Origin of the sequence: Nocardia lasii (assembly GCF_042658545.1) — a bacterium.
Lineage (GTDB): Bacteria > Actinomycetota > Actinomycetes > Mycobacteriales > Mycobacteriaceae > Nocardia > Nocardia lasii.
In genome coordinates, this window is record NZ_JBHSQN010000015.1 from 50,839 (window position 1) to 64,262 (window position 13,424).

The 13,424-nt window shown below is 67.7% G+C and carries 10 protein-coding genes; 6 read left to right on the forward strand and 4 right to left on the reverse strand.

Annotated features, from left to right (window positions below):
- Window positions 1-15: 15 nt before the first annotated feature.
- Window positions 16-2,817 carry a preprotein translocase subunit SecA gene (gene secA, locus ACFP3H_RS22340; protein ID WP_378608940.1) on the reverse strand — a complete coding sequence of 934 codons (2,802 nt, stop codon included), beginning with the start codon at window positions 2,815-2,817 and terminating at the stop codon, window positions 16-18.
- A 227-nt stretch (window positions 2,818-3,044) separates the two neighbouring features.
- Here secA and ACFP3H_RS22345 point away from each other — a divergent pair, with 227 nt between their 5' ends.
- From ACFP3H_RS22345 to bluB, 6 genes are all read left to right on the forward strand, one after another.
- Entirely contained in the window at window positions 3,045-4,457 is a 1,413-nt protein-coding gene (locus ACFP3H_RS22345; RefSeq protein ID WP_378608941.1) for a WS/DGAT/MGAT family O-acyltransferase, read from the forward strand.
- Window positions 4,458-4,467: 10 nt separating this feature from the next.
- Window positions 4,468-5,019 carry a DUF6912 family protein gene (locus tag ACFP3H_RS22350; protein WP_378609555.1) on the forward strand — a complete coding sequence of 184 codons (552 nt, stop codon included), beginning with the start codon at window positions 4,468-4,470 and terminating at the stop codon, window positions 5,017-5,019.
- 102 nt (window positions 5,020-5,121) lie between these two features.
- Window positions 5,122-6,252, forward strand: a complete 1,131-nt coding sequence (locus ACFP3H_RS22355) for a ferredoxin reductase (RefSeq protein ID WP_378608942.1) — start codon at window positions 5,122-5,124, stop codon at window positions 6,250-6,252.
- Between the two features lie 300 nt (window positions 6,253-6,552).
- The gene (locus tag ACFP3H_RS22360) at window positions 6,553-7,938 is read left to right on the forward strand and encodes a fatty acid desaturase family protein (protein ID WP_378608943.1); all 1,386 of its coding nucleotides are present in this window, start codon (window positions 6,553-6,555) and stop codon (window positions 7,936-7,938) included.
- A 98-nt stretch (window positions 7,939-8,036) separates the two neighbouring features.
- Window positions 8,037-9,281 (forward strand): fatty acid desaturase family protein, encoded by a 1,245-nt coding sequence (locus ACFP3H_RS22365; RefSeq protein WP_378608945.1) that lies wholly within the window; start codon window positions 8,037-8,039, stop codon window positions 9,279-9,281.
- Window positions 9,282-9,295: 14 nt separating this feature from the next.
- Window positions 9,296-9,940 carry a 5,6-dimethylbenzimidazole synthase gene (bluB, locus tag ACFP3H_RS22370; protein WP_378608946.1) on the forward strand — a complete coding sequence of 215 codons (645 nt, stop codon included), beginning with the start codon at window positions 9,296-9,298 and terminating at the stop codon, window positions 9,938-9,940.
- A gap of 49 nt (window positions 9,941-9,989) precedes the next feature.
- On the opposite strand, the gene hpf is transcribed toward bluB, so the two are convergent.
- The 3 genes from hpf to lpqB form a co-directional block, all read right to left on the reverse strand.
- A complete protein-coding gene (gene hpf, locus ACFP3H_RS22375; RefSeq protein ID WP_378609557.1) occupies window positions 9,990-10,616 on the reverse strand; it encodes a ribosome hibernation-promoting factor, HPF/YfiA family in 627 nt (208 codons plus the stop codon).
- Between the two features lie 253 nt (window positions 10,617-10,869).
- Window positions 10,870-11,514, reverse strand: a complete 645-nt coding sequence (locus ACFP3H_RS22380) for a ComF family protein (protein WP_378608948.1) — start codon at window positions 11,512-11,514, stop codon at window positions 10,870-10,872.
- Window positions 11,515-11,547: 33 nt separating this feature from the next.
- Window positions 11,548-13,362 (reverse strand): MtrAB system accessory lipoprotein LpqB, encoded by a 1,815-nt coding sequence (gene lpqB, locus ACFP3H_RS22385; protein ID WP_378608949.1) that lies wholly within the window; start codon window positions 13,360-13,362, stop codon window positions 11,548-11,550.
- Window positions 13,363-13,424: the final 62 nt, after the last annotated feature.

Genomic DNA, 13,424 nt, shown 5'->3' on the forward strand with positions numbered 1-13,424 from the left:
TTCAGATGACCGGATTCAGCGGCGGCGCTTGCCCTTGGTTTCGGTGCGGGCGGCTTCGCGGCGGGCCTTGCGGGTGGTGGGTTGTTGGGGGGTACCGCCGTATTCCTGGGCGGGGGTGTGGGATTCGGCGGAGCCGTCTTCGGCGGGGCCGGAGTAGTTGGTGACGCGGGGGGGCTGGTCGGAGATGCCCTTGGCGCGCAGGGCCGGGGGGGCCTGGGTTTCGGCGGGGGCGTCCTGGGGGCGGGCGCCGACGGGGGAACGCAGGCCCTTGTCGATGGTGACGCCTTCGGGCTGGGGCTGCTGGACCTCTACCTGGAGATTGAACAGGAAGCCGACGGATTCCTCCTTCAGGCCTTCCAGCATGGCGGCGAACATGTCGAAGCCCTCGCGCTGGTACTCGACCAACGGGTCGCGCTGGGCCATCGCGCGCAGACCGATGCCCTCCTTGAGGTAGTCCATCTCGTAGAGGTGCTCGCGCCACTTGCGGTCCAGAACCGAGAGCAGGACCTGGCGTTCCAGGTTGCGCATGGCGCCTTCGCCTGCCAGGCCGTCGATTTCCTGTTCGCGCTTCTCGTAGGCGGTGTGGGCGTCCTCGAGCAGGGCCTCGCGCAATTCGTCGCGCGAGAGTTCGCCCGCGTCGCCGGTGACGGTCTCGCCGGCGAGCTCCTTGTGGTCGAGGGTGACCGGGTAGAGGGTCTTGAGGGCGGTCCAGAGCTTGTCCAGGTCCCAGTCCTCGACGTAACCCTCGGCAGTGGCGCCGTCGACATAGGCGGTGGTCACGTCGGTGATCATGTTCTGCACCTGACCCTCCATGTCCTCGCCACGCAGGATCTGGTTGCGCTCGCCGTAGATCACGGTGCGCTGCTGGTTCATGACCTCGTCGTACTTCAGCACGTTCTTGCGGATCTCGAAGTTCTGCTGCTCGACCTGGGTCTGGGCGCTCTTGATAGCCTTGGAGACCATCTTGGCCTCGATCGGGACATCGTCGGGCAGGTTCAGCCGGGTCATGATCGCCTCGAGAGCGGCGCCGTTGAAGCGGCGCATCAGCTCGTCACCGAGCGAGAGGTAGAAACGGGACTCGCCCGGATCGCCCTGACGGCCGGAACGACCACGCAGCTGGTTGTCGATACGACGCGACTCGTGCCGCTCGGTGCCGAGGACGTAGAGGCCACCGGCCTCGCGGACCGTCTCGGCGTCGGCCTCGGTCTGCTTCTTGACCTGCTCGAGCGCGGAGTGCCAGGCGGCCTCGTACTCGTCGGGAGTGTTCACCGGGTCCAGGCCCTGGTTGCGCAGCAGCAGGTCGGCGATGATGTCGGCGTTGCCGCCGAGCACGATGTCGGTACCACGACCGGCCATGTTGGTGGCCACGGTGACCGCGCCGGGCCGACCGGCCTCGGCGATGATCTGGGCTTCCTGCTCGTGGAACTTCGCGTTCAGCACACTGTGCGCCACACCGCGTTTGGTGAACTGCTTGGACAGGTACTCCGAGCGCTCGACGCTGGTGGTGCCGATCAGGACCGGCTGGCCCTTCTCGTGGCGCTCGGTCACGTCCTCGACGACGGCGGCGAACTTGGCCTCTTCGGACTTGTAGATCAGGTCGGACTGGTCCTTGCGGATCATCGCCTTGTTCGTGGGGATCGGGACCACGCCGAGGCCGTAGGTCGCGTGCAGCTCGGCGGCCTCGGTCTCGGCCGTACCGGTCATGCCGGAGAGCTTGTTGTAGAGGCGGAAGTAGTTCTGCAGGGTGATCGTGGCCAGGGTCTGGTTCTCCGGCTGGATCTCGACCTTCTCCTTGGCCTCGATCGCCTGGTGCATGCCCTCGTTGTAGCGGCGGCCCACCAGGATGCGGCCGGTGAACTCGTCGACGATGATCACATCGCCGTCGCGCACGATGTAGTCCTTGTCGCGCTGGTAGAGCTCCTTGGCCTTGATGGCGTTGTTCAGGTAGCTCACCAGGGGCGAGTTGGCGGCCTCGTAGAGGTTGTCGATGCCGAGCTGATCCTCGACGAACTCCACGCCCGCCTCGTGCACACCGATGGTGCGCTTCTTGATGTCGACCTCGTAGTGGACATCCTTCTTCAGCAGCGGGGCGATCCGCGCGAACTCGGCGTACCACTTCGAGGAGGCATCGGCCGGACCCGAGATGATCAGCGGGGTACGGGCCTCGTCGATGAGGATGGAGTCGACCTCGTCGACCACGGCGAAGTTGTGCCCGCGCTGGACCAGATCGTCCAGGGAGTGGGTCATGTTGTCGCGCAGGTAATCGAAGCCGAACTCGTTGTTCGTGCCGTAGGTGATGTCGGCGTTGTAGGCCACGCGACGCTCGGCCGGGGTCATACCACCGAGGATCACGCCGACCTCGAGACCGAGGAAGCGGTGCACGCGGCCCATCCACTCGGCGTCGCGCTTGGCGAGGTAGTCGTTGACCGTGACCACGTGCACGCCGTCGCCGGAGATGGCATTGAGGTAGGCGGGCAGCACACAGGTCAGGGTCTTGCCCTCACCGGTCTTCATCTCCGAGATATTGCCCAGGTGCAGCGAGGCGCCGCCCATGACCTGGACCTTGTAGTGCTTCTGGTTCAGCACTCGCCACGACGCCTCCCGCGCGACGGCGAAGGCCTCCAGCAGCAGGTCGTCGAGGGTTTCGCCGGCGGCGTAGCGCTCGCGGAACTCATCGGTCTTGGCGCGCAGCTCGGCGTCGGTCAACGACTCGATCTCGTCGCCGTACGCGATGACCTCATCGGCGAGGTTCGAGAGCCGCTTGACCATGCGACCTTCACCAATCCGTAGCAACCTCGTCAGTGTCAGCGCAGGCACGGGTCTCGTCAGTCCTCTGGTCGGAGTTGTGTTCAACGGCGATGGTAGTCCGCAGACCACCGTACCCGGCGGCGTGTACCCGTGCCCGACGTACCGGCGCAGTCATAGCCCCAGGTCACGACGCCCGGCGAGCCAGGTTGTCCGGCACGGCTATTCACCTGCCGTGACGTAGGATGTAGCGCGTGCGCGGTCAGCGCCATAGGGCACCGAAAGGAGCTTCGGAGCGCGTGATCACGAGATTGACGCCGCAGGACGCGTCGTTCTATCGACTCGAGTCGAGCAGTAACCCCATCCACATCGGCTCTCTCGCGATCCTCCAGAACTCCGCACCGGATTCCACCGGCCAGGTTCTGGACTACGAACGCCTCGTCGACCTGGTCGAATCCCGGCTACCGCTGGTGCCGCGCTACCGCCGCAAGGTGCGTGAGATCCCGCTCGCGGTGGGCAGGCCGGTCTGGGTCGAGGACGCCCGCTTCGACATCAGCTATCACATCCGCCGCTCCGCGCTGCCGGGTCCGGGCAGCGACGAACAGCTCTACGACCTCGTCGCCCGGCTCGCGTCGCGGCCACTGGATCAGGGGCGCCCGCTGTGGGAGATGTATCTGATCGAGGGGTTGTCCGACGGGCGCGCCGCGGTGTTCACCAAGTCGCACTCCGCGCTCGTCGACGGTGACACCGCCCTCGAGATCGGGCACGTGATCCTCGACAACTCCCCGCTGCCGCGCGAACTCGCCGACGACGCCTGGCGGGCGCCGCGCGAACCCACCGACGTGGAACTGCTCGCCGGGGCGCTGTCGCAACTGGCCGCGCAACCGCGCGAGGCCTACGAGGTGGTGCGCGACGCGGGATCCAACGCGTTCGGAGTGGTGCGCGGGACCAGGATGGCGATGGCCGCGGCCGCGAACGTGGTGCGCGCGGCGACCTCGAGCGGGGCGCCGGACAGTCCGCTCAACGCCCGCACCTCGCGCAGTCGACGGTTCGACGTGGTGCGCACCGACCTCGAGGACTACCGCAAGATCCGTCGGCACTTCGACTGCTCGATCAACGACACCGTGCTCGCGGTGGTCACCGGCGCGCTGCGCAACTGGCTGCTCTCGCGCAACGAGGCACTGACCGAGTCGACGAATCTGCGCGCGGTGGTGCCGATGTCGGTCTACGTCGACGGCGACAACCAGCTCACCCCGGCCAGCGAGGTGTCCTCGTTCCTCATCGATCTGCCGGTGGGCGAACCGAATCCGACCATGCGGCTGTCGCACATCTCCCACGCCACCGACGCCACGGGTCGGACCCGGCGCGGGGTACGGGCGCGCACCCTCGTGCACCTGGCCGGGTTCGCCCCGGCGAGCCTGCACGCGATGAGTGTGCGGGCGGCGAGTACCTTCGCCGACAACAGTTTCAACCTGGTGATCACCAACGCGCCGGGACCACAGACCGCGATGTACATCGGCGGGGCGCGCATGCTGGAGATGTATCCGGTATCGCCGCTGCTGCGCAATCAGACGTTGAGTTTCGGACTCACCTCATACGACGGTCAGGTCTTCTACGGACTCAACGCCGACCGCGACGCCATGGCCGACATCGATGTCCTCGCGGCCTCGGTGCACGAATCGATGGAGGAGTTGCTCGGTGCCTGCTTCTGAGAACGACACGATGCGCGTCTACATCCCGGCGACGATCCCGATCCTGCGCCAACTGGTCGACGAGCAGCAGATGTTCCCGCTCGGCGCGACCGCGTTCGCGGTGACACCGGCGCTGCGCGAGGCCTACGCGGCCGGAGACGACGAGGAGCTCGCCGAGGTGGCGATGCAGGAGGCCGCGCGCGCGTCGATGCGGTTGATCGCGGCCGAACGCGACGGCGACGACGACCTCGACGACGACGCCACCGCCGCAGGGGAAGCCGTCGAGCCGGGCGGGCCGGTGTATCGGCGCGCGGTGATCGCCGCGGATGTGCCGGGCGTGAAGCTGCGCCCCGATCTCGACGACGCGGTGGTGAAGCTGTCGGGCCCGATCAGCTTCGGCGAGGTCGCCTCGGTGCACGTGGACCTGGCCGAGGCCGAACCGCAGGTAGCCAAGGCCGTGGACGTCATCGATGCCGCTGACCTGGGTGATCCCGACGCGGAGTTCGTCCTCGGCGACGCCGAGGACCACCAGCTGGCCTGGTACGCGCCCCAGGAAGTGCCCTTCCTGCTCGAACTCCTGTAATCCTCACCACTAGCGCAAAACCTACGATGCCGTAACCTTGCTGCAGGAGACGTGGGTCCCCGGGTTCTCGGCCGCCGATCAACACAGGAGTTGCAGCAAGAGATGGTTCTCAACAAGTTTCGGGAGTGGCTCGAGGCACCGGCGGCGCAGGTGGCCGATCGGGGCGGCAAGCTGAATGTGTTGCGTGGCGCGGTCGCGCGCGTGACCACTCCCCTGCTGCCCGACGACTATCTGCACCTGGCCAACCCGCTGTGGTCGGCGCGCGAGCTGCGCGGGCGGATCGTGGAGGTGCGCAAGGAGACCGCCGACTCGGCGACCCTGGTGATCAAGCCGGGCTGGGGCTTCGACTTCAAGTACCAGCCGGGCCAGTACATCGGCATCGGCATCCTGATCGACGGGCGCTGGAACTGGCGTTCGTACTCGCTGACCTGTCCGCCGGACTGGACCGGCGAGGGCGGGCAGCGGCTCATCTCGATCGCGGTGAAGGCGATGCCGGAGGGCAAGTTGTCCAGCCACCTTGTCAACGGGGTCGACGCGGGCACCATCGTGCGCCTGGCCGCACCGCAGGGCGGTTTCGTGCTGCCCGAGCCGCCGCCGGCGAAGGTGTTGTTCCTCACCGCGGGCAGCGGCATCACCCCGGTGATGTCGATGCTGCGCACCATGGACCGCCGCGACGGCGTGCACGACGTGGTGCACGTGCACTCCGCGCCCACCGACGCCGATGTGATGTTCGGCGCGGAGCTGCGCGCGCTGCACGACAAGCACCCCAGTTTCGTCTCCCACCTGCAGCTCACCGACGCACACGGCCTGTTCGCGCTGACCCGTCTCGACGAGCTCTACCCCGATTGGCGCGAGCGCGAGACCTGGGCGTGCGGCCCGGCGCCGATGCTCGACGCGATCGAGAACCATTGGCGCAACGCCGGTGTCGCCGACAAGCTGCACATCGAACGCTTCGAGGTGGAGCGGTCCGCGATCGGCGAGGGCGGCACGGTGACCTTCGGGACCACCGGGCGCACCATCGAGGTCGACGGCGCCACCAGCCTGCTCGAGGCGGGCGAGTCGGTGGGCGTGCAGTTGCCCTTCGGCTGCCGGATGGGCATCTGCCAGACCTGCGTGGTCACCATTTCCGCCGGACACGCCCGTGACCTGCGCAACGGCGACGAACGCCAGCCCGGTGACAAGGTGCAGACCTGCATCTCCGCAGCGGCGGGTGACTGCACCCTCGACGTCTAGAGCCCGGTTCGGCGACCGGAGCGAGTACCCTCGAAGGTATGCGTCGGCCATCCCGGTGACCGGCGCCGGTCGCTTAGGCCCCTCACTTCCCTCAAAAAGTCGCGAGCACCCCTAGGACCACTCACAGGCACCGGAACGAAGCCGATGGCGAGCTCCCGCGCGTGCAGCGCCGGTTCTCGGCCCGCGTCGATCCGACTGCCCGAAGGGTGTTCGAGGCGGTGCCCGCGGACAGGGGAGGTCGAGAACCCCGGGCCGAGAACCCCGCGGCACCAGCCGCCAATCAACACAGGAGGACCCCCGGTGGCCATCACCGATATCCAGGCCTTCGCCCATCTGACGGCGGCCGACATCGAGACCCTGGGGAAAGAACTCGATTCGATCCGCCGCTCGGTGGAGACCTCGCGTGGCGAACGTGACGCGCGCTACATCCGACGCACCATCGCCGCCCAGCGCGCGCTCGAAGTCGCCGGGCGCGCGGTGCTGTTCGGCAGCCGCAACCGTTGGGCGTGGGTCGGCGGCACGGCGATGCTCTCGGTCGCCAAGATCATCGAGAACATGGAGCTGGGCCACAATGTGAGCCACGGCCAATGGGATTGGATGAACGACCCCGAGATCCACTCCACCACGTGGGAGTGGGACATGACGGGCACCTCGGCGCAGTGGCGGCGCGCGCACAACTACTCGCACCACACCTACACCAATGTGCTCGGCAAGGACGAGGACCTCGGTTTCGGCATTCTGCGGATGACCCGCGACGAGGCGTGGCGACCGGTACACCTGGTCCAGCCCGCGGCCAATCTGCTGCTGGCCGCGACCTTCGAGTGGGGTATCGCGCTGCACGATCTGGGCATCGAGAAGGAACTGGCCGGGGTCAGCGGCAGCGTGACCTCCCCGGCCGACGTCGATTTCTACCGCAAGGCCGGCCGTCAGGTCGCCAAGGATTTCGTGCTCTACCCGGCGCTGACCGGCCCGGCCTGGAAGTCGACGCTCAAGGCCAACGCGACCGCCAACCTGGTGCGCAATCTGTGGTCCTACGCGGTCATCTTCTGCGGCCACTTCCCCGACGGCGCCCAGAAGTTCACCGCCGAACAGCTCGACGGGGAGACCCAGGGCGAGTGGTACCTGCGCCAGATGCTGGGCAGCGCCAACTTCAAGGCCGGTCCGGTGATGGCGTTCATGAGCGGCAACCTCTGCTACCAGATCGAGCACCACCTGTTCCCCGACCTGCCGAGCAACCGGTACTCCGAGGTGGCGGTGCGGGTGCGCGAACTGTGCGACAAGTACGACCTGCCCTACACCACCGGGTCGCTGGGCAAGCAGTACCTGCTGGCCTTCCGCACCATCCACAAGCTGGCGCTGCCGGACCGTTTCCTCAAGCGCACCGCTGACGACGCGCCCGAGACGTCCTCGGAACACAAGTTCGCCGGCATCACCCTGCCCGACGCGCTGCGGGTGGATCCGGAGACCGGCAAGCGGTTCGGATTGCGCTCGGCGCTGCACGACGCGAAGGTCGCTCTCGAGGTGAAGGCCCGGCACGAGAAGGAAGTGCTGCGCGAGGCCAAGACGGCGCTCAAGGCGCGGGCCCGGCAGGAAAAGCTGGCGTTGCGCGCGGCCAAGAAGGCGCTGGGCGAGCGGGCGCGTGACGAGCGGACCAAGGCCGCGCGCCGGATGGGCCGCGCGGTCTGAATAACAGATTCGTCTCGATGGATCAATAGGACGTTTCACACAATCAGTGCCCGAAATCTCCAACCTACGCTCTCGTAACTTACGGTACTGTAGCCGCCATGGCGATCTCGGATGTCAAGGAATACGCGCACCTCACCGCTGCGGACGTCGAAGCTCTCGGAGCGGAATTCGACGCGATCCGTCGGGAAATCGAGTCCTCCCGCGGTGCGAACGACGCGCGCTATATCCGCAATGTCATCCGCCTACAACGCGCGCTCGAGATCAGCGGGCGCACGGTCCTGTTCGCCAGCTTCCTGCCCCCGGCCTGGCTGGCCGGCGTCGCCCTGCTCGGCTCGGCCAAGATCATCGAGAACATGGAGATCGGCCACAACGTCATGCACGGGCAGTGGGACTGGATGAACGATCCGGAAGTCCACTCCACCTCGTGGGAATGGGACAACGCGGGCCCCTCGGCGCACTGGAAGATCACCCACAACTTCCTGCACCACAAGTACACCAACGTGCTCGGCATGGACGACGACATCGGCTACGGCCTGCTGCGCGTCACCCGCGACCAGCGCTGGATGCCGTTCTACCTGGGCAATCCCGTCTACAACCTGCTGCTGCAGGCGCTGTTCGAGTACGGCGTCGCGATCCAGCACCTCGAGCTGGGCAAGGTCGCCAAGAAGAAGTGGGCCAAGGACTCGCCCGAGTGGAAGCAGTTCGAGGCCGACCGCACGCTGGTGCTGAAGAAGATCGGCAAGCAGGCCCTCAAGGACTACGTGGTCTTCCCGCTGCTCACCGGCCCGTCGTTCGTCACCACGCTCACCGCCAACATCGCCGCCAACGTGGTGCGCAATGTGTGGACCAACGCGATCATCTTCTGCGGGCACTTCCCCGACGGCGCCGAGAAGTTCACCAAGGCCGACATCGAGGGCGAGACCCAGGGTGAGTGGTACCTGCGCCAGATGCTGGGCAGCGCCAACATCAGCGGCGGCCCGCTGCTGCACTTCATGAGCGGCAACCTCAGCCACCAGATCGAACACCACCTGTTCCCCGACCTGCCGAGCAACCGCTACGCCGCTATCGCCGTGCGGGTGCGTGAGCTGGCCGAGAAGTACGACCTGCCCTACACCACCGGGTCGCTGCCGGTGCAGTACTTCAAGTCGTGGCGCACCATCCTCAAGCTGTCGCTGCCGAACAAGTACCTGCGCCACACCACCGACGACGCGCCCGAGACCAAGTCCGAGCGGCTGTTCGCGGGCAACACCACCCCCACCATCGACCCGGTGACCGGGCGTCGTCGCGGCCTGCGCACCGCGCTGGCCACCGGCGCCAAACTGGCCCGACGCTCGGTGGCCTGACCCACTGCGGTTGGATGGTCGGCGTGAGTGCCGACCATCTCAGCGTCTACGACGCGATCCGTCTGCGTCGCGATGTGCGCGCCGAATTCAGCGGCGAGCTCGTCGACGACGCGACCCTGTGGCGAATTCTGGACGCCGCGCATCGCGCGCCCAGTGTCGGCAATTCCCAGCCGTGGGACTTCGTGGTGGTTCGCCGCGAGCAGACCCTGCGCGCGTTCGCCGCGCACGTAGCGGACAAGCGGGTGCAGTTCCGGGACTCGCTGCCGCCGGAGCGGGCGGCAACCTTCGACCCGATCAAGATCGACGGGATCATCGAGAGCGGCACGGGAGTGGTTGTCACCCACGATGATTCGCGGGGCGGGCCACAGATCCTCGGTCGGGCGAGCGTGCCCGAGACCGGGGTGTACTCGACGGTGCTCGCGATTCAGAATCTGTGGCTCGCGGCGACCGCGGAACAGGTGGGGGTGGGGTGGGTCTCGTTCTACGACCCCGAATTCCTGCGCGCGCTCGTCGACCTGCCCGACGGGATCAAGCCGGTGGCCTGGTTGTGCGTGGGGCCGGTGCGCGAATTCCAGCAGGTGCCAGATCTGGAACGGTTCGGGTGGCGCTCGGGACGAGCGCTGACCGAGGCCGTGCACCACGAAACCTTCGGCGGCTGAACATGATCCGAGCACCCGCGTGCGGCGGATGCTCGGATCGGTCGTGGTTCTAGGCCAGTCGGATCAGGCCGTAGTCGAAAGCGTGTCTGCGATAGACCACCGACGGGCGGTCGGTCTCGCGGTCGTGGAACAGGAAGAAGTCGTGGCCGACCAGTTCCATCTGGTAGAGGGCGTCATCGACCGACATCGGCGTGGCGGTGTGCACCTTGGTGCGCACGATGTGGCCGGGACCCGACTCCTCGGCGGACTCGTCGTGGTCGTGGGCGTCGGCGCCGTCGGTGGGGTTGAACAGCGACTCGTCGACCAGGTCGGCGGTGGCTTGGGCGACCGAGACCGGCGTCTTGTCGCCGTAGTGCACGCGCCGCTTGTCCTTGGTCCGGCGCAGTCTGCTCTCGATCTTCTGGGTGGCCGATTCCAGTGCGGCGTAGAAACTGTCGGCGCAGGCTTCGGCGCGCACGATCGGTCCACGGCCACGCGCGGTGATCTCCACGCGCTGACAGGCCTTGCGTTGACGACGGTTGCGTTCGTGGAACAGTTCCACATCGAAGAGGAAGATCGACGGGTCGAAGCGCTCGAGTCGAGAGAGCTTCTCCGCGACGTAGATTCGAAAGTGGTCAGGGATTTCGACGTTGCGACCGGAGACCACCACTTCGGCGTTCGGGGTCTCGAATTCGATCGTCTCGGTGGCACCGTCATAGAGTGCCGTGGGGTCAGCGTCTCGCACTGAAGCCCGTGAAGAAGTCGTCACGCGTACCTCCCGGATATGGCCGCACAACAGAACTGAAGAGCGGCGGGATTGAGCTGTGCCGATCGGGAATCGCCCGGCACCTGTATCCGCGGCACCACCTCCCAAGATGTGGTTCGGTGTGTGTTCGCGACGCTAGTCCGCCACGAGCGAGTCCGCCACTGTTCACGCAAATTTTCCTTCGTCAAGCCGCGCAAACCACCAAAACCGCGCGCGGGACTATGCCGATTCGGCCAAGGACGCGGACCGCCTCACACGCGGTGGCGCCGGTGGTCAGGACATCGTCGACCACTACTACCTGGGCTTTCGCGGCTCGAGTGAGCCAGCGATCGGGCTCGGCGACGGTGCTGATCTTGTCGCGCAGATTGTCGACGCGCTGGCGTGGCGTCAAGCCCACCGAATCGCGCACACCGCTGCTCATCCGCAGTAATGGGGCGGTCCGGCAATCGATCAGCCACCGTTGCGCGGCGCGCGCCGAACGCGCTACCGGGTCGCCGCCGCGGCGCCGGGCCGCGCTCGATCGAGTCGGGGCGGGCACGAGCAGCAGGGGGTGATCGGGGGCGCGCAGGCGCACCAGCGCGCGGGCCATGGCGAGGCCGATCGGGTCGGCCAGATCGCGGCGACCGTGCTCCTTGGCGGCGAGTACCGCGCGGCGACCCACCCCCGCGTAGGGGCCGAGCGCCCAGCACGCGATGCCGGGATCGGCGCGCGGGCGCACGCGAACGGGTGCGCGACCGAGTTGGTCGGCGCACCCGGCACACCATTGCTCGCCGAGTCGGTCACAGCCGCCGCAGCGGTTCGGCAGGATCAGATCCAGCAGTGCCCTCATAGCCGCAGAGCATGACAGGGGGCACCGACAGGATCAGCCCGGTAGGACGGGCACGACCTGATTTCCGGTCAGTCCCGGCACCTCGCGCCAGAACCGGTCGCTGCGGGTGGGATCGGCCGTCTGCAGTTGCAACACGGCCCGGGAATCGGCCACGTACTGCGTGGCCGGGGCCGCGGTCACCACCCGTACCGGCGGGGTCAGGTTCTGCGCGGGCACGGCGCTGAACTGGGAACCGTCGATGGAGACGGTGAAGACCGGATCCACATTGCCCTCGCGGGCGACCATGATGGTGTCGCCGGTGACCCAGCTCAGCGAGACCGCGCGGGTGCTCAGGCCCAGTGCCAGCGGCAGCGGGGAGGTGAGCGCGTACTTGCCGTCGGGGCGGCGTTCGATCACCGCCACGTAGACCTTGCCGTCGGCGATCAACGCCGCCCGCACGCCGGTGCGCGAGATCGTCACCTCGGTGATCGGCGCGCGCGGACCGGAGCCGTCGAACAAGGCTGAGATGTCGACGTCCTCGGTGGTGACATTGCCGGTGTTGCGATCGGTGACCGCGCGCACCACCTTCTCGCCGTCGATCGCCGTCCACGCCGCGCCGCCGTCGCCGGTCCAGGACGGGCGGGCGATGCTCATGCCCTCGGCGACCGGGAAGGCCCGACCGCCGTAGTTGCCGATCAGCAGGGTGCGGCCGGGTTCGGACTGCGGTTTGCCCGAGTCGGCGACCGCGGCGACGAACTGGCCGTCGGCCGAGATGCCGACCGACTGCAGATTGGTCGCCTCGCCGAAGGAACCGCTCGGGGTGACGATGCCGTCGGGGGTGACCTGGACCAGGGTGCCGTTGCGCAGCGCGTGCAGGCCGATCCGGTTCTGGCCGGGCGCCGAGGCGCTGTACTGGTCGACATCGGCCACCGACCAGCCGTTGGCCGCGTAGCGCTCGTCGAGCGGTTTGCCGTCGGCCAACAGCACGTACGGGCCGAGGATGTCGGCGTCGGACAGGGTCAGCACCACCTGCGCGGCGAGCAGTTCCCGTTCGCGCTGGCCCATCGTGCCGAGGCCGGCGAAGTCGATGCGCACTCCCCCGATGCCGACGCCGACCTCACCGGGTTCGTTGTTGGCCTTGGTGATCGGGGCGCGCAGGGAGACCGGCGGCGCCAACTGGTTGCGCACCACCGGGGCGATCGCGGCCTGCGGGCCCTGGGCCAACGCGCTGATCAGCCGCTCGGTGAGTTGCGCGCGCGGCACCGAGATCCAGCGTGGGTCCGGGACCAGCAGCGAATTGCCCGGGTCGATGTAGTGCAGCAGGTTGCGCTGATAGGACTTCATGAACGAGTCGTTGTCCATCACCACGCCCGGCGGCAGGTCGGTGATGCGCCACTCGCCGTCGATCCGGCTCATCTCGATCTTGTTCTCGAGGGTGCCCTCGGTGGCGCGGTAGCCGCCGTCGCCCGCGAGTTCGCCGACCTTGCGGGCGCGTAACACGTAACTGGCCTTGTCGCCCACGCGCGACTCGCGCAGGGTGTCGGGGCGGGCGTCGACGATGACGGTGCTGGCCTCGTCGTTCCAGGCCGCCGCGGTCGAGGGGGCCATGTACTGGCGGGCCGCGGCGTGCCGGTTGGTGGGATCGGCGCTGGCGGTGAGGAAATCGCCGAGCAGCAGGTCGGCGTCGCGACCGGGGATCGGCGGCGTCGGACCCGCCGAGGTGGGGGCGCGGTTGATCGTGCCCAGCGCCTGGGGAGCGGAGGATTCGGGCAGGCTGGCGCAGCCGGTGAGCACCATCAACCCGGCCAGCACAGCCGCGATCAGCACCGCGCCGCGCCGTGGCCGGTGATCCCCACGCGCACTGATCATGAAGCTCCGTCTCCCCTCTCACTGGACATCGGCTCGTCGTCCTCGGCGCGGACGGGCTCGTG

Bases quoted from the DNA above. Each gene is read 5' to 3' on its own strand.
- ACFP3H_RS22350 (WP_378609555.1), top strand. From the start codon at position 4,468: ATGCGCGTCTACATCCCGGCGACGATCCCGATCCTGCGCCAACTGGTC.
- ACFP3H_RS22355 (WP_378608942.1), top strand. From the start codon at position 5,122: ATGGTTCTCAACAAGTTTCGGGAGTGGCTCGAGGCACCGGCGGCGCAG.
- ACFP3H_RS22365 (WP_378608945.1), top strand. From the start codon at position 8,037: ATGGCGATCTCGGATGTCAAGGAATACGCGCACCTCACCGCTGCGGAC.
- bluB (WP_378608946.1), top strand. From the start codon at position 9,296: ATGGTCGGCGTGAGTGCCGACCATCTCAGCGTCTACGACGCGATCCGT.
- ACFP3H_RS22380 (WP_378608948.1), bottom strand. From the start codon at position 11,514: ATGAGGGCACTGCTGGATCTGATCCTGCCGAACCGCTGCGGCGGCTGT.
- lpqB (WP_378608949.1), bottom strand. From the start codon at position 13,362: ATGATCAGTGCGCGTGGGGATCACCGGCCACGGCGCGGCGCGGTGCTG.